This window comes from Kangiella sp. (assembly GCF_048265365.1).
Classification (GTDB): Bacteria; Pseudomonadota; Gammaproteobacteria; order Enterobacterales; family Kangiellaceae; genus Kangiella.
In genome coordinates this window covers 682,995-702,179 of the sequence record NZ_JBLXBT010000002.1, presented here as the reverse complement: position 1 = coordinate 702,179, position 19,185 = coordinate 682,995, and the positions used below count along the sequence as shown (strand labels likewise).

The following is a 19,185-nucleotide window of genomic DNA, read 5'->3' as shown; positions in this document are numbered from 1 at the left end:
TACTTAATCGGTAAGATAAGTTGAAAAAATTTACAGCTTAATGAGGGGTGGGTTAAAAGAAAAGCATATAAAAAAATGACAAAGGACTTCTTAATGTAAAGAAGTCCTCAAAAAAGAACACATAAACAAGAGATTTAATATAATTCTGTATATTGAACTTAGAAATTAGTACGAAAAGATATTTTATAACATTCTTTTTAAAACATCAGTGTCAGATCCTTTGTCAAACCAACGATGCTTAATCGTTCCTGCTAAGTGTAAAATAATGAGTAATAATAGTGAGTATGCCAATATTTCGTGGACCTCATGCATCAGGTGCGCAGTATCTTCATTATCTGCAACTAAGCCTGGAATCGGGACTCCAAACCACTCGACATCGAAACCTTGATAGTCAGATGACAAGTAACCTACTACAGGAATTGCAATCATCAATATATAAAATAGGGCATGGGTGACCTTGGTTAACCACTTTTCCCATGTTGCAAGTCCAGAAGGTAGTGGCGGATTGTTTGAAAAGAGCCGGACCACGATTCTTATGATGACTAAACCTAGTATGGTTATGCCGAAGGATTTATGCCAAGGATAGATTTCATATTTTATTTCGCTTTCTTGAGGCAGTCCAGCCATATACCAGCCTACGCCGATCATCACGATTAGCATGAGCGCAATTAGCCAGTGCAATATACGAAGAGTCAGAGAGTATTTTTGTTGCATAACGTTTCCCCCATTGTGTTATGAAGTGACAATATAAGATGCTAGCTAGGGGAATGGCAAGCGTAAGCAGGAATAAACGACGAGCTGGAGAAGTCAGTGAGTCCAAATTGATGTAACTTGCAGGTTGGTAACAGCCTTTCTTATCACCAACCTACAATAATGTTAACGGCATAATTATTTTTTGCTAGCGATCGGCTGACCCATAATAGTAGTGCTGTATGGCTTCATGCCTTGTGCCCATTCAAGGGTGTTTTTAGGGAATAGTAAAACAATAGTGGAACCTAATTTAAAGCGGCCCATTTCTTCGCCTTTCTTTAAAATCACTTCACCTTTACCATAGTCCCAGCTTTTGACTTCTTTGCGTGTGGGCGGGGTAACGGTGCCATGCCAAACAGTTTCAATACTACCGACAATAGTGGCGCCAACCAAAACCATGGCCATTGGCCCAAGTTCCGTATCAAACATGGCAACCACGCGCTCATTGCGTGCAAAAAGATTCGGTACCTTGCGAGCGGTTAGTGGATTAACACTAAATAAATTTCCCGGCACGTGAATCATTTTAGTTAGTTCGCCATCAATTGGCATGTGCAGACGATGGTAGTCTTTCGGGGCAAGATAGACGGTTGCAAACTCACCCTCTTGAAAGGGTTTAGCTAATTCGGCATCGCCACCGAGTAATGTTTTAGCGGAATAAGTATGGCCTTTTGCCTGAAAAATATAACCGTTGTCGATTTTACCTAATTGGCTAACAGCGCCATCGGCTGGATGAACAATTGATTTGTCGTCAGTGTCAATCGGTCGAACGTCAGACTTCAAAGAGCGAGTAAAAAAATCGTTAAAGGTTTTATAGTCTTCAGGATTTTCGCGCTCGGCAATGCTCATATCAATGCCGTATTTCTTGATAAACCATTTGATGAAAGCATTTTTTATTTTAGTGTTCTCGCTTTGGGCAATTTTCCCCATCAGCAAAGAAATCCCATGTTGCGGGATAAGGTATTGAGCTAAAACTTTTAATGTGTCGGACATGAGTTTAATAATTCCGTGGAAATTGGCGATATTGTAGCCTAAATATAATCGTTAGACTATGAGCGGCTTAGAGCTGCCGCTTCTGGTAAAAGTTAGTCCAGGCTATATATAGGGTTGATCAAAGTGTTGGATTAAGTGCTGGTAATTCTTTATTCGGCTGGCGGCAATGGTGCCATCTTTGGCGGCAGCAAGCACAGCACAGCTCGGTTCGTTCAGGTGTTTACAGTCGCGGAATTTGCATTGCTCACCAATCGTTGAGATTTCGATAAAGCCCTGCTTGATGTCGTGATCTTCAAGGTGCCATAAGCCAAATTCGCGGACACCAGGAGAGTCTACCAGATAGGTTTCTGCATCGAGACGATAGAGCCTTGAGGCGGTGGTGGTGTGGATGCCAAGACCTGAAGTACCTGAAACTTCACCGGTGGCAATTTCCATGTTGGGAAACAGGTAACCGATTAAGGTCGATTTGCCGACGCCAGACTGTCCCGCTAATAATAACTGTTTGCCGGTTAAATCTTTGACCAGTTGCTCAACACCTTCGCCGGTGTTAGCGCTGATATAGTAAATGGGGTAGCCCAAATCCTGATACAGCTGCAGACGACTTTTGATGGACTCTTTTTCTTCATCACTCACCGTGTCCCATTTATTCATGATGATCCACACCGGCAGTTCGCTTGATTGTGCTGCAACCAGATAACGATCAAGCAATACTTCTGAAAAAGCAGGTTCCGGTGCTAATAATAGTGCTATCAAATCAATGTTGGCTGCCACCGGCTTAACGCCGTGATGGGGAGTGGGGCGTTTCAGCAGTGAGCGTCGTGGCTCAAGTTCAACCAGAACACCTGTCGGTAGTTCTTTTTGACGTCGAAACCAGGCACGGTCACCAACTACTGGTACTTCATTGGACTTACGCAAGAAGCAGCGAATGGTCTCGAAATTCTCATCAGCAATATCAACTTGCTGACCGAAGCGACTGATGACAATACCCTGCTCGGGATCGAGCAAGCTTTCTTCGTCAATATTACGGTCAACCTTTTCTTTTATATAGGTAGCTTGCTTGTCTGGTTTTTTACGCCAGCGTTTTGCAGATTTCTTTTCAGGTTTAGACAAGACAAGTTACCTTTTTTAAGTAATCTAACTAAAAGTTTAAAGTGATAGTCCGTGACGAATTAATCGTCTAAGAAGTTCGGACCGAAAGTGCCGTTGTTTTCCAGGGCATCAATGTGCGCTGCGCAAATAAGGTCATTCATACAGACGCTGTTACCGGCATCATGCGTAGTGTAACGAACCAGGCAGTGACCATAGCTTACTTCAAGATCCGGATGATGCGCTTGTTTATTCGCGATCCAGGCAACAGCATTGACAAATGCCATGGTGTGATAATAGTTTTTGAATTTAAATTTGCGATAAATTGCGCCGGTTTTGTCATCAAATTGCCAGTTGCTTAATTGCTCACTCATCAACTGTTGGCGTTTATCATCATCAATTGGATTTTTTGCTTCATCGTCGTGAACACATTGCTGTTGTGCAAGTTGCATAGTATCTCCTGTTAAATGGTTCAAACTGTAGAGTAAACAAGCCTGATTTATCTAGAGAAATAAACAATAGCACTTGTTTACGCGCTTCCATACCAGCGCAAAAACTGCGACTATAATAACTGAAAACTTCAGTAGTATGGAGCTTAACTGGATATAATGACTATTATTGTAACCATTAGGCGTAATGATTAGGAGCTGGTTTTGACAAAAAATGATGATAATTTGATTTGGGTTGACCTGGAAATGACTGGACTTGACCCAGAAACGGATGTAGTAATCGAAATTGCCACCATCGTCACCGATAAGGATCTCAACATTCTTGAGGAGGGTCCTGTTATCGCGATTCATCAGCATAACGAAGTGCTCGACAATATGAATGAGTGGTGTGTGGTGCAGCATGGCAAATCGGGGCTCACCGAGCGAGTCCGTCAAAGTACCATTGATGAAGAACAAGCCAGTGAACTGACTTTGGAATTTTTAAAGCAGTGGGTCGATGAAGGAAAGTCGCCAATGTGTGGTAATAGCATCTGTCAGGATCGACGCTTCATGGTTAAGCATATGCCAAAGCTGGAAGCCTTCTTTCATTATCGTCATATCGATGTCAGCACCCTGAAAGAGTTGGCTCGTCGTTGGAAACCTTCAATCCTCAATGGATTAAGCAAGGGCGGGGCTCATTTGGCGTTAGACGATATTCGCGAGTCGATCGAAGAGTGCCGTTATTATCGTGAGCATTTTATCGACCTAAATTAGAGTTAACTGGCTAAGGATAGTTTATGCATCCCGTATTTACAGCAGACAGTATTAAAGTGATAGAGCAGGCGGCTGCTAAAGCGCAAGGCTTTGCTCTGTTTGAGTTGATGCAAAGAGCGGGACGAGCAGCTTACGACTGTCTGGAAAGAGAGTGGCCTTTGGCGCATCGCATTGTGGTGGTTACCGGCTCTGGCAATAATGCAGGTGACGGCCTGGTGTTGGCTCGACTGGCCACCGAAGCCGGAATGCAGGTGACGCTGGTGCCAATCAAACCATTGAATGAATTAAGCGGTGATGCCGCAATGGCCTGGAAACAGCTTGAGTCATTTAACTTAACGCAACGCCAACCAGACTCCATGATATTTGAGCAAGCGGACGTGATTGTTGATGCTTTGCTCGGAACGGGTTTCAAGGGGCAGTTGCGTGATAATTATGCTGAAGTCATCGAGCAGATCAACCAGAGCGGAATGCCTGTGTTAGCCCTGGATTTGCCGAGCGGTGTTTATGCCGATTCTGGCTCGTGCGCTGAGCCTCATATTATAGCCGACCATACGGTGAGTTTTATTTTTTACAAAGTGTGCCAGGTCATCAACGAAGGTCTGGCTGCGCAGGGTGAGTTGCACTTGGTGACTCTGAGCGTCAGTCAGTCGCACTTTTACCAGCAACAGCCGGTAGCCTGGAAACAATCTTATTCCGATGTGATGGATGAAATCCCTCAACGCAGCGCCACAGCTTATAAACATGCTTGTGGTCACCTGTTATGTGTGGGCAGTGATTTCACCATGGGCGGAGCCATTATGTTGGCAACAGAAACGGCATTGCGCAGTGGCGCTGGATTGGTGACTACCTTCTTGCATCCTGATAACCGAAGTGCGGCGCTGGGCTTTTGTCCGGAAGCCATGTGGCATGGCGTGGCGTTTGAAGAGTTGAGTTTCAATAGCCTGATCGACGCCAGCCCCAAGCAGTTTGATGCCCTGGTGCTGGGGCCTGGCCTTGGCCGTAGCGAATGGGGACGGCAGGTATTTGAGCAGTCTTTTGCATTTGCTATACAACAAAAGATGCCTTGCCTGATTGATGGTGATGGCCTGTATTGGCTTCAGCTGTCTCTTGAACAAGATCCTGAGTTAAAATTGCGACAGCCATTAATTGTTACGCCACACGTTGGCGAGGCCGCTCGCCTGTTAAGCTGGGATACAGCCAAAGTCAGCGAGGATAGAATTAATGCGGCTCAAGTAATCGCAGCGCGCTATAACTGCATCTGCTTGCTAAAAGGCGCAGGAACGATTTTAGCCGATGGACAACAGGTAGTAATTGCCGGCGGTGCTCACCCAGCGATGGCAACCGCAGGTTTAGGTGATGTATTAAGTGGATTGATTGGCTCATTGCTGGTACAAGGCATGTCGCCCTGGGATGCTACGCGAGTCGCAACATCCATTCACTTTACTGCAGGCGTTGAAACAGCCGGGGATAGAGTACGTGGCATGTTGGCCTCAGAATTAATTGAAAGCATTCATTATTGGGTTAATCGTTAAGTTTTTATAGCCGGAGTTCAGGTTTAAATTGATGCAGAACATTAGAGTAGATTTATCAGATGAATCGCAAACGGTATTGATGGGGCAGAAACTGGCTGCCTGTATCAAGGCACCGATGACCATTTATTTTAAAGGTGAACTGGGCGCTGGCAAGACAACCCTGGTGCGCGGTATTTTACGTGGTTTGGGTTATCAGGGCGCGACCAAGAGTCCGACCTATACCCTGGTTGAACCTTATGAGCTTTTGGACGTCACAATTTATCATTTTGATTTGTACCGTTTGTCCGATCCTGAAGAACTGGAATTTATCGGTATTCGAGAGTATCAACAGCCAGATTCGTTTATGCTGATTGAGTGGCCCGATAAGGGCAAAGGCATGATTCCTAAGCCGGATTTAGTGATTGAACTGGATTATAACAATGAAGGTCGAAGGGTTAATCTTTCGTCTGAACACACAGAGTTAATGCAAAAACTGGCAAAAAGCTGTGATTTTATGCCAAAATCGGGTTAGTGCACGGGAAGTTGCATACCAACTGACATTAGAGAAATGACATAAAGACAATATGATGAAAAAGTGGCTGACAGTTTTAGCAAGCGTGTTTATGCTCGCGCAGAGTATATCGGTTGCTGAGGCGTCGATTATAAAAAGTATGCGTTTCTGGCAATCGCCGGAATCAACCCGTGTTGTCCTAGATCTGTCCTCCCCTGTTACCCATGAAGTCAGTATTCTTAAAAATCCTGACCGTATTGTGGTTGATATTCCCGGTGCGAATGTCAACGTCGATCTCAATCAATTGGATATACAAAGCGATTTAGTCAAACGTGTGCGACAAAGTACACCGCCCAGAGAAGGTGTTTTACGTTTGGTGCTGGATCTTAACAAAGAGGCTGAGCCGAAAAGCTTCTCTTTAAAACCCTACCAGGAATATGGTGACCGCTTGGTGATTGACCTGTTCGATGAAAATCGTCAGGAAGTTAAACCGCCTGCCTCCAGTCGCGGTAGTGATCGTGACATAGTGATTGCGGTGGATGCCGGTCATGGTGGTGAAGACCCCGGAGCCTTGGGTGGGCGAGGTACTAAGGAAAAAGATATTGTATTGGCTTTATCCAAAGAGTTAGTTGCTGAGCTTAATAAAACGAAAGGGATTAAAGCCTTTTTGACCCGAACAGGCGATTATTACTTACCTCATCGTAAGCGGACTGATTTAGCGAGATTGCAGCGAGCTGACTTGTTCGTGTCGGTGCATGCTGATGGCTTCAAAAGCCCTAAAGCAAAAGGTGCATCGGTCTGGGTTTTGAATTTGCATGGTGCTAAATCAGAAGTGGCGCGTTGGATGCAAATGCAGGAAGAAAAATCGGAACTGCTCGGTGGTGTTGATAGCTCTGTGGTCTTATCCAATTACGATAATTCGGTTAGATCCGTGTTACTCGATTTGCAGATGGAAAACTCGATTACCGAAAGTACCAAAGTGGCTAAAATTGTACACGGTGCTATGAGTAAAGTGGTGCCGAAGATGCATAAAAAACACGTTGAAGAAAACTCTCTGCTGGTGTTAAAAAACCCGGACATCCCATCGATTCTGGTTGAGCTAGGATTTATTACCAACCCTGAAGAAGAGGCGCTGATGAAAACAGCCTCTTATCGCAAAAAATTAGCCAGAGGCGTTGGTGACGGTATCGTAAATTATTTTAAGAAACATGCTCCTGATGGTACTTTATTTGCCTCGCTTTATCGTCAAAATATTTATCACGTGCAACGCGGAGATAGTCTGATCAAGGTAGCAAGACGCTTTAATGTATCAGTACGGGATTTGAAAACTGTAAATAAACTATCCACTAACGTGGTAAAGATTGGTCAGAAACTCGTTATCCCGACTGCTGAATAGTTCGTGTCTCAGCACATGTTTTTATTTAATTACATCGAATCCATTTAATGTCTATTCATAAGCTCTCACCATTAGTTGCTAACCAGATTGCTGCGGGCGAGGTCGTTGAGCGGCCAGCGTCAGTTGTTAAAGAGCTGCTGGAAAATGCGATAGATGCCAAGGCTGATCGTATTCAAATTGATATCGAGCGAGGTGGCACACGTTTAATTCGGGTAACCGATAACGGTGAAGGCATCAGTCGTGATGAGTTGGAGCTTGCTTTAGCTCGCCATGCGACCAGTAAGATTGAGCATTCCGATGATCTGAAAGCTATTTATACTTTAGGGTTTCGGGGCGAGGCATTGGCCAGTATCAGCTCGGTTGCTAAACTAAAGCTAAGCTCAAGACCGCAGGCTCAGGACATGGGTTGGTCGGCAATTGCCGAAGGTCTGGATATGCAAGTTAAATTGCAACCGCAATCGTTACCTGCAGGCACCATCGTTGAAGTGCGTGATCTGTTTTTTAATACCCCCGCGCGTCAAAAGTTTTTACGCGCCGAGCGTACCGAGTTCGTGCATATTGAAGAAACTGTCAAACGAATCGCACTTGGTTCGCCTCATGTTGCGATTACCTTAAGACACAACAGTAAGGTGGTGAAGCGAGTTCCCGCAGCCCATAATTCTGAGCAACATCAACAGCGCATTGGCTCGATCCTTGGAGCTTCTTTTTTGCGCGAAGCCATCAAGCTCGACAGCTCTATCGATTCCACGCGTCTTTACGGTTGGTTATCGCCAGTGGATTGGCATCAAAGCTCAAGCTTAGGCCAGTATGTTTTTGTCAATGGTCGTGCCGTGCGCGATCGCACCTTAAATCATGCCATTCGTCAGGCTTATCATGATCGCTTACCGACCGGGCGTATGCCAGCTTACGTTTTATACCTTGAGTTGGAAGCCTCGCAAGTGGATGTGAATGTGCACCCGACCAAGCACGAAGTTCGTTTTTCCAATGGTCGCCAGGTTCATGACTTTATGAGTCGCGCAGTTGAAGAGGCCCTGCTGGAACAAGGCGAAATGCTTGAGCACAGTCAGCACGCTATAGGTGATAATGAAGAACTGGTTTATATGCGGCCGTCACACTCAGTCGCTCAGCCTACCACTAAAGATGATCCTTATTTCACACCGCGCCATCAGGCTGGCGCTTTTGCCGATCAAGTGTCTGATAGCAGTGCAGCTTCCTATTTCTCTCAACAAAACCACTGGCCGGAAAGTCGGCCACTGGAAAAACGTCAATGGCCTCAGAAGTCTAAAATTAAATCCCAGCTCGCTAAGGGTGATTTCTGGTTATTGCATGATCGCTTACTGCTGCAACAAACAGACGAGGGTATCAAGGCTCTCGATTTAAAAGCTTACTTTTGTGAACATATTAGCGAGAGCCTGGACAGTGAGTGGCAACAAGGTGAAGTGAAACAACGTCTGATGCTGTTTCCGCTCAGGTTAGGTATTCCAGCTGACAATATCAGTGATGATTTTATTAGCAATTGGCGACAGGCTGGTTTTGAAATGACATTGACTGGCCCGAAAACGCTGGTGGTAAGAAAAGTCCCCAGCTGTATTTCGCATATCGATTTGCAACAGTGTTTGCAGGAAATTATTTATCAAGCAGTCAGCAAGAATTTATCGGTGGCCGATTGGCAAAAACAATTAAGAGAAAGTTTGCATCAGTATTGGGCACCGGACAGTCAGACTCATTGGCTTGAGGAATTAGCTCATTTACCCTGGACCGACTCAAGCTTTTGTAAACACTATACCGCTGAGCAGCTATTAGAATTGTTAGTGAGTCCTCATTAACTGTATTAATCGGCTACACTATTAAGTAAGGTGACTCAATGCAATCCGCTGGTGAATCAGGACAAAAAACACTAGCCCTCTTTTTAATGGGGCCTACCGCATCAGGCAAAACTGATTTGGCGATTGAATTGGTTGAGCAGCTTGATGCTGAAATCATCAGTGTTGATTCAGCCATGGTCTATAAAGGCATGGACATAGGTTCAGCTAAACCTTCGGCACAAGAACTGGCACGCGCCCCCCACCGTTTGATCGATATTTGTGATCCTGCAGACCCTTATTCGGCAGCACGATTTCGCGATGATGCCCTACGCGAGATGAACGACATTTCAAGCCAGGGAAAAGTCCCACTTTTGGTTGGCGGCACTATGCTGTACTACAAAACTTTGTTGGAAGGGATGCATAATCTACCAGACTCGGATCCGACAGTACGCGCTCGCTTACAGGAGAGGTTGGACAATGAAGGCTTAGCTAAGCTTCATCACGAGTTAGCCGAGGTTGATCCCGTTTCAGCCAAGCGCATTCATGAAAACGATCCACAGCGAACTTTGCGTGCGCTGGAAGTGTTTGCCATTACCGGAAAGCCGCTCAGCCAACTACATGCTGAGCAAGAAGACCATGATTTTCCTTATCGAACCCTGCAAATCGCTCTAGCACCACAGGATCGCGCCTACTTGCATCAACGCATCGAAAATCGTTTTTATCAAATGATGGAACAAGGATTTTTGCAGGAAGTCGAGTCGCTTTACGAGCGAGGAGACCTGAATCCTGAGCTGCCATCCATTAAGTCAGTTGGCTATCGTCAGATGTGGCAATACCTGGAAGGTGAGTTGTCCTTAGAGGAAGCGATTGAGCGAGGAATTATCGCAACCCGCCAATTAGCCAAGCGTCAGTTTACCTGGTTGAGAAGCTGGAAAGAGCTGCATTGGGTCGAGTCAAGACAGCCTATAGACACGCTATATAGAGCAACTGTCCAATTGTTAAATTCTATGTAATGTGACGCTATCCTATTGATATATCTCGATCTGGCTGATTAATTGATGTACACTTTTAGCGAGCTTGAATTTTTAAAAGCTTGATTCATCCGATTTGATTTGTAGATATATAAATGAGTTATTGAACAAGGCCTGAGCCAGAAGCGGCCACAATAATGAAAACACATAAAACATACAGGAGAGAGCTATGTCAAAAGGGCAATCACTACAAGACCCTTTCTTGAACGCATTACGTCGTGAGAAAGTGCCTGTCTCAATTTACCTGGTTAACGGCATTAAACTTCAAGGACAAATTGAATCATTCGATCAATTTGTCATTTTGTTGAAAAATACTGTCAGCCAAATGGTTTATAAGCACGCAGTTTCAACTGTTGTTCCGATTCGCAATGTTCGTGGCCACTATGGTCAAAACGGCGATAACGGCAATGGCGGTCCTGATAACGATCACAACATGGGTCCTCAAGGCGGCGGTGTAGGGCCGGGTCCTATGACTGGTGGTGGTTACGGTAGCGGACCAATGGGCGGGATGTAGTTTTTAAATCTCACCACAGCTAGTCTTTGTAATACAAAAGCCATCTGCCGATAGCAATCGGTAGGTGGCTTTGTTGTCTTAATTTCTTTATTATTAGGGCTATTGACCCTAGTTCATTAAACCTTTCTTTTTTTATCACAGCGAACAGGTTCGCAGGTTGAGGTGGTTTCTTGTTTGACCGACACAGTGGTGGCGAATCAGCCATCTTGGTACATATCGATTTTCAGCAGTCTGCTAGCCAGGACAAACATCAGGAAGATCTACAGGAATTTGTGGAGTTAGTCCGCTCTGCCGGACTGGATGTGATGGACATCATCACTGCCAAGCGCTCCAGTCCCGATCCGAAGTTTTTTATTGGTAGCGGCAAGATTGATGAAATCAAAAGCGTTAAACAAGCAACTGACGCTAATGTCATTATTTTCAATCATAACTTGTCGCCTGCTCAGGAGCGTAATATTGAACGGGCGGTAGAAGCTCGTGTGATTGATCGCATTGGCTTGATTCTTGATATCTTTGCTCAACGAGCGTCGACCTTTGAGGGTAAGTTACAGGTTGAGCTAGCTCAGTTGCGTCATTTGTCTACACGCTTGATTCGAGGTTGGACTCACCTTGAGCGACAGAAAGGTGGTATTGGCTTACGAGGCCCAGGTGAAACTCAGCTAGAAACTGACCGTCGTTTGCTTCGTGAACGTTTAAAATACATTGATAAGCGGCTGGAAAAAGTTTCCAAGCAACGCGAACAAGGAAGACGTTCTAGAAAACGGGCTAATATTAAAACAGTCTCTATTGTAGGCTATACCAACGCCGGAAAATCTACATTATTTAATTACTTAACAACCGCCGGCGTATTGGCGGAAGATAAGCTGTTTGCGACTCTCGATCCAACGTTGCGTCGTATCAGTTTGCCGCAAGGTGCCGATGTCATTATTGCTGACACAGTGGGGTTCATTCGTCATTTGCCCCACGAATTAGTAGCAGCGTTCCGAGCCACACTTGAAGAGTCGGTTGAGGCGGATGTGTTATTGCACGTGATAGATGCTGCCAGCGAGCGCCGCGATGAGAATATGGAGCAGGTGGAAGAGGTTTTAACCGAAATTGGCGCAGAGACTATTCCTAGACTTGAGATTTATAATAAAATCGATCTCATTGAAGGTGCTGAGCCCCATATCGACCGTGATGATAAAGGTCGCCCGATACGTGTCTGGATTTCAGTGATAAAAGAGCAGGGCATTGAGCTGTTGCGTGAAGCGATTGAAGAGCTGGCACAGGAAGAGCAGTTTAATGCTGATCTTCGAATTCCCCCACAGCAGGGGAGGTTACGCGGATTGCTTTACGAATTACAAGCCGTTGAATCCGAAAATACCGAGAAAAATGGTGACATTTTATTGACGGTCAGTCTGCCAAAATCCGACTGGATTCGCCTGGGCCGTCAGCTTGAGAAAGACCTTACATCTTATGTGGTGAATTCATAAAGACTAGAGAATTGTAACATAATGCCCGATTTGCCTTGAAAGGGCGCGGACTGCTCCCTACAATTCGGGATAGATTTTTTTAATAGTGAACTGGAGATGACTATGGCCTGGAATGAACCGGGTAATAACAACGATCAAGACCCATGGGGCAAAAAGCGCCCTAATAATCAAAACGACCTTGATAAGTTGCTGAAACAAGCCGGAGAAAAATTCGGCGGTATATTTGGTGGTGGTAAGGGCGGTGATAAAGGTAGCTCGGGTAAAAACAGCAATGTCTCTTTTATCATTGGCTTTTTGGTGCTGGTAGCAATTTACTTATTTAAATCAGCCTATACCGTGAATGAAAAGCAAAATGCTATCGTCTTAACATTGGGTAAGCATACTCGTACTGATACTGCCGGTTTGCACTTTGCCTTCCCTCCGATTCAACAAGTTTACTTGATTGATGTCGAAAGTATTAAAGACGTTGAAGTCGAAGGCATCATGTTGACCAAAGACGATAATGTGGCAACCGTCAAAGTAAAAGTTCAGTATCGAGTAAAGGATCCTTTGAATTACAAATTTAACGTAGTGGACCCTGTTGAAACGCTAAAGCATGCTACTGAAGCAGCATTACGACAGGTTATCGGACATACTCGGTTACAAGATGCACGTACTGATAAAAAAGAAGATGTTCGTAAGAATGTTGAAAATGAGCTCAAATCCATTCTAAAGCCCTATGATGCGGGTATCGAAATATTCCGACTGAACTTAATCGGTAACGTGGATGTTCCTCCATCAGTGAAGCCAGCTTTTGATGATGCCATTAAAGCGGAAGAAGATCAGCGTGCTTACATTGAGCAGGGTGAAGCTTATCGTAGTAAGCAGATTCCTCTCGCTGAAGGCCAAGCGCAACAGCTTATCCAACAAGCAAACTCTTATCGTGCGCGCGTTATTGAAAAAGCAGCCGGTGAAGTTGCTCGTTTCGAGAAGTTGTTACCAGAATATATGGCTGCTCCCGGCGTCACGCGTCAGCGCTTGTATATCGAAACAATTGAAAGCGTATTGAGCAAATCCAGTAAGATTATGTTGGATGTAGAGGGAAGCAACAATATGACTTATATACCGTTAGACAGTATTTTGAAGCGTAATAAGGCTTCAGGTTCTGAAAACGATAGTCAGAAGCAGTAATAGGAGACGAACATGAATAAGCTAATTTCGTTAATTGTAGTACTTATCATTGCTGCTATCGTAATCATTACCTGTACCTTCAAGGTTAAAGAGTGGGAAACTTCGATAGTGTTGCAGTTTGGTGATATCAAGAAGAATGAAGATGGCACCGCAAAATTGTATCAGCGAGGCTTTCACTTTAAATGGCCTATAGCTGATGAAGTCATTACCATGGACAATCGTATTCAGACCTTTGATGGTGAATCAGATCGTATCGCAACAACTGAACAAAAAGATTTGATTGTCGATAGCTATATCAAGTGGCGTATTGAGGACTTTGATCATTTCTATCGTCGTACCGGTGCTAACTACCGTGTTGCCGAACGACTATTAGATAACACTGTTGAGAATGCTTTGCGTGAAGAATTTGGTAAGCGTACTCGTACTCAGGTTGTTTCAGGTGAACGTGAAGAGGTGATGGGTTTAATGCTCACAGAGACGCAAAAAATTGCGCCTGACCTGGGTATTGAAGTTGTTGATATTCGCGTAAAAACGATCAACTTACCAACTGAAGTCAGTGAGTCGATTTATAACCGTATGCGTAATGAGCGTGTCAAAATTGCTAATGCGCACCGGGCAGAGGGTGAGAAAGATCGTCAAATTATTGTTGCCGAAACAGATGTTCAGATTCAGCGCATTCTAGCTGGTGCGGATCGTGAAGCTCGTGAGATTCGTGGTCAAGCTGATGCAGAAGCTGCTGAGGTTTACGCAAAAACTTATGGTAAAAATCCTGAGTTTTATTCCTTCTTGCGAAGCCTGGATGCTTATAAAGAGGCTTTCAAGAACGAAGATGATGTTATTGTCATCAAGCCTGATAGCGACTTCTTTAAGTATTTCAAAAATGCGGATGGCAAATAGCCACATTGCAAAATCTAAGGCCAGCTTAGCTGGCCTTTTTTAATGGTTTAAGGTTTGGAACGACTTAAGCAGGTGACCTTATGACACAGGAAATTATGATCGCACTGGGGTTATTGCTGGTATTCGAAGGTTTTTTACCGGCAGTGATGCCTAAAGCGTGGAAGCGCATGATGTGGGAAGTGATGAAACGCCCCGACAGCAGTGTGCGTATTGGCGGTTTTATAACCATGCTGGCAGGCCTTCTGTGGGTATTGTGGGTCATATAGGAATTCAGGTTGTATCCTGAACCTAGAAACTATCGGACTTTTAAAGCTAACTTATTGATATTCATAGCCCCGTGAACTGTTCTAATCTGTGATTTGGATTTTTTCAAAAAAAGGGGGATTTTCGCGTTTTTTGACGGTAAAATGCGCGGTTTCCTGTCCTTTTTCGTGGCAATAAACCGATCAATCTACTAAGTAGAGAAAGAGTTAAAAATGGCACAAAGCGTTGTGGTACTAGGCACCCAATGGGGTGATGAAGGTAAAGGTAAAATCGTTGACTTGTTAACTGAACAGGCGAGCGCCGTTGTGCGCTACCAGGGCGGTCATAACGCAGGTCATACATTGGTCATCAAAGGTGAGAAAACCGTGCTTCATTTGATTCCATCAGGGATCTTGAATGACGGTGTTATGTGTTACATCGGAAACGGTGTGGTGCTTGCTCCAGATGCCTTACGCAAGGAAATGGATATGTTGCTAGAGCGAAACGTGCCAGTTTTGGAGCGTTTGCGTGTTAGCCCAGCCTGTCCATTAATTCTTCCTTACCACGTAGCCTTGGACAATGCGCGTGAAGCATCGCGCGATGCACAAAAGAAAATCGGTACTACCGGTCGTGGTATCGGTCCTGCCTATGAAGACAAGGTTTCGCGTCGCGGCTTGCGAGTTGAAGATTTGTTTGACCTTCCTCGCCTGGAAGAAAAACTGCGCGATATTATGAAGTTACATAATTTCGTATTAACCGAATATTACAAAGCCGAAGCTATCGACTTTGATGAAACATTGGCTTTGTGCAAAGAATATGCTGAGTGGTTGAAGCCGATGGTTTCAGACGTGCCAGCAATTCTTGCGGATATGCGTCGCGCAGGCAAAAAATTAATGTTTGAAGGTGCGCAAGGTACTTTGCTGGATATTGACCATGGTACTTATCCTTTTGTAACCTCTTCGAACACTACAGCGGGTGGTGTTGCTACCGGTGCTGGCGTTGGCCCCCGTCATATTGATTATGTCTTGGGTATCACCAAAGCCTACACTACACGCGTTGGCGGCGGCCCTTTCCCAACCGAATTATTCGATGATACTGGCAAGCACCTGGCTAAAGTCGGTAACGAATTTGGCGCAACCACTGGTCGTCCACGTCGCTGTGGTTGGTTAGACGCAGTAGCACTAAAACGTGCTGTTGATATCAACAGTGTATCCGGCCTTTGTATGACCAAGCTGGATGTGTTGGATGGTCTTGAGACGGTTAAAATCGCAGTGGAATATGACTGTCCTGTCAATGGCGTCATGCACAACACACCAAGCTGCGCTGAAGATTATGAGCGTTTAAAGCCAGTTTATATTGAGCTCCCAGGTTGGTCAGAAACAACCTTTGGTGCCAAGTCATTAGGCGACCTTCCAAAGAATGCCATCGACTTCATTGCTAAAGTTGAAGAGCTGGTCGGCGTGCCAGTAGATATTATTTCAACTGGTCCAGATCGTGTCGAAACCATTATTAAGCGTCATCCTTTTGAAGCTTAATAAGATAAACACCTAAAGCGACCTTCGGGTCGCTTTTTTTTGTAGCTGAATAATAAGAAAAGGAATTAGTATGCTGAGTGCAGGTAGCAACCGAATTGCGAGTCTCGATTTAATGCGTGGTGTGGTTATATTGATGATACTGGTCATCAATATTAATTATTTTTCTACTCCAAGCTTATTGCGCTATAACCCCTTGGCATTCGGAGAGTTTTCTGACGTCGATAAATGGACCTGGTTTTTCGAGTATGCATTCGTAAAACAACGTTTTATGACGATGCTGGCGATTTTGTATGGCGCTGGTATTGTTCTGTTTGCCAATAAATACATTAAACAAGGCGTCTCGCCAACTAAGCCATTTATTTTACGCTCGCTGTTGCTGATCATGTTTGGTTTGATTCATGCTTACCTTATCTGGGATGGCGATATCCTGGTAGCTTATGCTCTCTGTGGTCTAATCGTATATTGGTTACGTAACATCAAACCGGTTTTATTGATTAGTATTGGTGTCATTCTAGCCTTTGGTGCTACCTCTCCTGATATTTATGCGTCAATGCTAGCGATCGTTAATCCGCCAGAAACAAGCCCTTACTGGTTTGCAGATGCCGAAACTCAAGAACAAATGCTAACAGCTTACCAAGGTTCATGGTGGCAGTTAACGCCTGAGCGTGTCGAAAGGGCAATAAGCCGCCAGAGCTGGGACTTCCTATACTTTACTCTTTGGCGTTGTGCGGGATTAATGATGATCGGTATGGGGCTGATTAACACTGGCTTCTTTAGCGGAGAACGCAACCATAAAGTGATCATGTGGTGGTGTTTGCTGATAGGCGTTCCAGTTTCGGCACTAACCGCGTGGCTTTATATTGAATCAGGCTTCTCATATCAATTCTTTATGAGCTATTTATCTGTCAGCTTTTATATCGGCGGACTGGTGCTGGCAATGGGATATTTGTGCTTATTTATTGTTTGGTCACAATCAAACTTTGCTAAAGTATTGCAAAGCCTGATGGCACAAGTAGGACGCATGGCATTCACTCTGTACATTATGCAAAGCATTATTTGCGGCTTTATTTTCTACGGTTATGGACTGGATATGTATGGAAAAGTATCGCGCAGTGAGTTGACTTTAGTGACGTTAGCAATCTGGGTTGTACAGATACTGTTTGTTAAGTTGTGGTTTAACTATTTTAAGCAAGGTCCACTAGAAACGCTTTGGCGAAAGGGCTACAGCTGGGGGCAACGTTAATGAGTAAAGATTTACCAAAAGGTACCTATAAACATTACAAAGGCAAACTCTACGAGGTGCTGGATGTGGCGCGTCACTCAGAAACCCTGGAATACTTTGTAGTCTATAAAACTTTGTATGGTGATTTTGATACCTGGATCCGTCCCTTTGATATGTTCACAGAGACTGTAGAGGTTGATGGTGTCCAGGTTAAGCGTTTTGAGTTGGTTGAAGAAAAGTAACAGCTTTGCATTAACCCCAAACAAAACAACTGGCTTGTTTACCCATCACATTGAAACTTAATCGTTTGTTGGCAGGTTTCTGAGCCAGGCCATAGCAAATATGCAATGGTATCAGATGTTCTTCGCGAGGATGGCAATACAGAGCACCTGGTGCATTTTGCCATTCCATCAATCGTTCAGCTCGTTCAAATTCATGCAGCGATGCGCTCATACAGGTCTCCGTCAGCCATTCATCAAAAGACTCATTCAAAAGTCTAGACTGTTGATCTGAAGCACCGAAAAAGGCTTTTAAGTTGTGAAACGAAAATCCTGAGCCAATAATCAATACATTGCTGGATAACAGAGAGCGTAGTGCGCGGCCAAGTTTGATGTGCTCCTCAGGATCTAAGCTGGCCAGCAATGACACCTGAATGCAGGGAATATCGGCTTCGGGGTACATGATTTTGAGCGGCACAAAAACACCATGATCCAAGCCTCGGCTGTTCTCAAAATGACTCGCAATGCCCTTTGACTCGAGTAAAGAGTGAACCTTGTTAGCAAGTTTAGAGTCGTTCTTAACCGGGTATTGAATATGGTATGACTCGTCTGGAAATCCGTAATAGTCGTAATACAGAGAAGCCTTAGAGTTACCGATAATGCTGACTTCGGACTCTTCCCAGTGAGCGCTGAAAACAAGAATGGCATCGGGCTTAGGTATGTCTTTAGCAAGCAACTGCAACGCATCCACCATTTCTTGATGAGCTGGATCGCCCAGCAGCGGCAAAGGACCACCGCCATGAGAAAGAAATGCAATCGTTGCTTTTTGCTCAGCCATATTAAATCCATTAATCAACTTACAATGTATATAAAGTCTATGGTAGCTGACAAACGGGAGTAGGGACTATAACCCAATGCACATAGTCACTGTGCGCTGTTGTTATAACTTGAGATATTTATGAATCAGTTGTGACATAGTTTCAGGTTGTGTCTGTAATAGCATGTGAGTTGCTTCAACGACTTCAACCTGTAAATTGCTGCAAAGCTCTTCAAATGCTTTGACGTTATAAGCACTCACCAAGTTATCCATCGTGCCCTGTACATAGACACAAGGCACATCAATTAGCTGTGTGGGTTTTTGACAAGTAGCAATAGTTATAAGACGTTTTTTCAGATTCGGAAAATCGACTGATCCAACCGCCTTACGAAAAAGAGCAATTAATTCAGGCGATGACCAGCGGTTAAATAAAATATGCGACAGTAGCTTGTCGGGAATAATATTCAAGAGACGAACTGGAAGAAAGCGACCAATCTTACCAATGAAACTAGGCGGCTGCAGGAAGCAGCCAAAGAAAACGATTTGTTTGATATGGAGCTTGTTGCGTTTTGCTAACTCATAAGCCAGTAAACCCGAATACGACTCTACAATCAGAACAATCTCTTCATCACCCACCGCTTCTTCAATAATCGAAACCTGATTCAAAATACTTTGATCAGAATCTTTGGTCAGCGGTATCACCTCGACTGGCACATCAGCTTTGAAGGTATCAACAAAAGGCTCGAATAAAATACCAGTACCATCAACACCTGGAAGTAGAATGATTTTCATAGCTGCACTTAAATTTTGTTATA

At 44.4% G+C, this 19,185-nt stretch carries 19 protein-coding genes and 1 pseudogene; 14 read left to right on the top strand and 6 right to left on the bottom strand.

All coding sequences use genetic code 11. The features are described from left to right. Positions 1 to 183 precede the first annotated feature (183 nt). The 4 genes from ACN0VI_RS12425 to ACN0VI_RS12410 form a co-directional block, all read right to left on the bottom strand. On the bottom strand, positions 184 to 714 hold the full coding sequence (locus ACN0VI_RS12425; protein ID WP_417447024.1) for a cytochrome b: 531 nt from the start codon (positions 712 to 714) through the stop codon (positions 184 to 186). A 174-nt stretch (positions 715 to 888) separates the two neighbouring features. After that, on the bottom strand, positions 889 to 1,740 hold the full coding sequence (gene asd, locus ACN0VI_RS12420) for an archaetidylserine decarboxylase (RefSeq protein ID WP_417447023.1): 852 nt from the start codon (positions 1,738 to 1,740) through the stop codon (positions 889 to 891). A 102-nt stretch (positions 1,741 to 1,842) separates the two neighbouring features. Beyond that, complete coding sequence (gene rsgA, locus ACN0VI_RS12415) at positions 1,843 to 2,850, bottom strand: ribosome small subunit-dependent GTPase A (RefSeq protein ID WP_331891137.1); 1,008 nt, start codon at positions 2,848 to 2,850, stop codon at positions 1,843 to 1,845. Between the two features lie 59 nt (positions 2,851 to 2,909). After that, positions 2,910 to 3,278, bottom strand: a complete 369-nt coding sequence (locus tag ACN0VI_RS12410; protein WP_417447022.1) for a 4a-hydroxytetrahydrobiopterin dehydratase — start codon at positions 3,276 to 3,278, stop codon at positions 2,910 to 2,912. A 201-nt stretch (positions 3,279 to 3,479) separates the two neighbouring features. Between ACN0VI_RS12410 and orn the strand changes: the two genes are divergently transcribed. From orn to ACN0VI_RS12340, 14 genes and pseudogenes are all read left to right on the top strand, one after another. After that, complete coding sequence (gene orn / locus ACN0VI_RS12405; protein WP_417447021.1) at positions 3,480 to 4,028, top strand: oligoribonuclease; 549 nt, start codon at positions 3,480 to 3,482, stop codon at positions 4,026 to 4,028. A 23-nt stretch (positions 4,029 to 4,051) separates the two neighbouring features. Further along, positions 4,052 to 5,560, top strand: a complete 1,509-nt coding sequence (locus ACN0VI_RS12400; RefSeq protein WP_417447020.1) for an NAD(P)H-hydrate dehydratase — start codon at positions 4,052 to 4,054, stop codon at positions 5,558 to 5,560. Between the two features lie 31 nt (positions 5,561 to 5,591). Beyond that, complete coding sequence (tsaE, locus tag ACN0VI_RS12395; RefSeq protein WP_331891130.1) at positions 5,592 to 6,071, top strand: tRNA (adenosine(37)-N6)-threonylcarbamoyltransferase complex ATPase subunit type 1 TsaE; 480 nt, start codon at positions 5,592 to 5,594, stop codon at positions 6,069 to 6,071. 91 nt (positions 6,072 to 6,162) lie between these two features. Beyond that, positions 6,163 to 7,446 (top strand): N-acetylmuramoyl-L-alanine amidase, encoded by a 1,284-nt coding sequence (locus tag ACN0VI_RS12390; RefSeq protein ID WP_417447019.1) that lies wholly within the window; start codon positions 6,163 to 6,165, stop codon positions 7,444 to 7,446. A gap of 47 nt (positions 7,447 to 7,493) precedes the next feature. Next, positions 7,494 to 9,272 carry a DNA mismatch repair endonuclease MutL gene (mutL, locus tag ACN0VI_RS12385; RefSeq protein ID WP_417447018.1) on the top strand — a complete coding sequence of 593 codons (1,779 nt, stop codon included), beginning with the start codon at positions 7,494 to 7,496 and terminating at the stop codon, positions 9,270 to 9,272. 38 nt (positions 9,273 to 9,310) lie between these two features. Beyond that, the gene (gene miaA / locus ACN0VI_RS12380; RefSeq protein WP_417447017.1) at positions 9,311 to 10,264 is read left to right on the top strand and encodes a tRNA (adenosine(37)-N6)-dimethylallyltransferase MiaA; all 954 of its coding nucleotides are present in this window, start codon (positions 9,311 to 9,313) and stop codon (positions 10,262 to 10,264) included. A gap of 187 nt (positions 10,265 to 10,451) precedes the next feature. Next, positions 10,452 to 10,658 (top strand): annotated as a pseudogene (gene hfq, locus ACN0VI_RS12375) (RNA chaperone Hfq); the annotation flags it as partial. 308 nt (positions 10,659 to 10,966) lie between these two features. Then, a complete protein-coding gene (gene hflX, locus ACN0VI_RS12370) occupies positions 10,967 to 12,268 on the top strand; it encodes a ribosome rescue GTPase HflX (protein ID WP_331891124.1) in 1,302 nt (433 codons plus the stop codon). 102 nt (positions 12,269 to 12,370) lie between these two features. Next, the gene (hflK, locus tag ACN0VI_RS12365; RefSeq protein ID WP_331891123.1) at positions 12,371 to 13,438 is read left to right on the top strand and encodes an FtsH protease activity modulator HflK; all 1,068 of its coding nucleotides are present in this window, start codon (positions 12,371 to 12,373) and stop codon (positions 13,436 to 13,438) included. Positions 13,439 to 13,450: 12 nt separating this feature from the next. Further along, entirely contained in the window at positions 13,451 to 14,335 is an 885-nt protein-coding gene (hflC, locus tag ACN0VI_RS12360) for a protease modulator HflC (RefSeq protein WP_331891122.1), read from the top strand. A gap of 80 nt (positions 14,336 to 14,415) precedes the next feature. Beyond that, the gene (locus ACN0VI_RS12355; RefSeq protein WP_331891120.1) at positions 14,416 to 14,601 is read left to right on the top strand and encodes a DUF2065 domain-containing protein; all 186 of its coding nucleotides are present in this window, start codon (positions 14,416 to 14,418) and stop codon (positions 14,599 to 14,601) included. 210 nt (positions 14,602 to 14,811) lie between these two features. After that, positions 14,812 to 16,113: an adenylosuccinate synthase gene (locus tag ACN0VI_RS12350; protein ID WP_417447016.1), complete on the top strand. Its 1,302-nt coding sequence runs from the start codon at positions 14,812 to 14,814 to the stop codon at positions 16,111 to 16,113. Between the two features lie 70 nt (positions 16,114 to 16,183). Further along, entirely contained in the window at positions 16,184 to 17,356 is a 1,173-nt protein-coding gene (locus tag ACN0VI_RS12345; protein ID WP_417447015.1) for a DUF418 domain-containing protein, read from the top strand. Next, complete coding sequence (locus tag ACN0VI_RS12340; protein ID WP_331891114.1) at positions 17,356 to 17,577, top strand: DUF1653 domain-containing protein; 222 nt, start codon at positions 17,356 to 17,358, stop codon at positions 17,575 to 17,577. Before ACN0VI_RS12345 ends, ACN0VI_RS12340 begins: the two co-directional genes overlap by 1 nt. Before the next feature lie 10 nt (positions 17,578 to 17,587). On the opposite strand, the gene ACN0VI_RS12335 is transcribed toward ACN0VI_RS12340, so the two are convergent. Further along, on the bottom strand, positions 17,588 to 18,391 hold the full coding sequence (locus tag ACN0VI_RS12335) for a DODA-type extradiol aromatic ring-opening family dioxygenase (RefSeq protein ID WP_417447014.1): 804 nt from the start codon (positions 18,389 to 18,391) through the stop codon (positions 17,588 to 17,590). Between the two features lie 102 nt (positions 18,392 to 18,493). Beyond that, complete coding sequence (locus tag ACN0VI_RS12330; RefSeq protein ID WP_331891112.1) at positions 18,494 to 19,162, bottom strand: alpha/beta hydrolase; 669 nt, start codon at positions 19,160 to 19,162, stop codon at positions 18,494 to 18,496. Positions 19,163 to 19,185 lie beyond the last annotated feature (23 nt).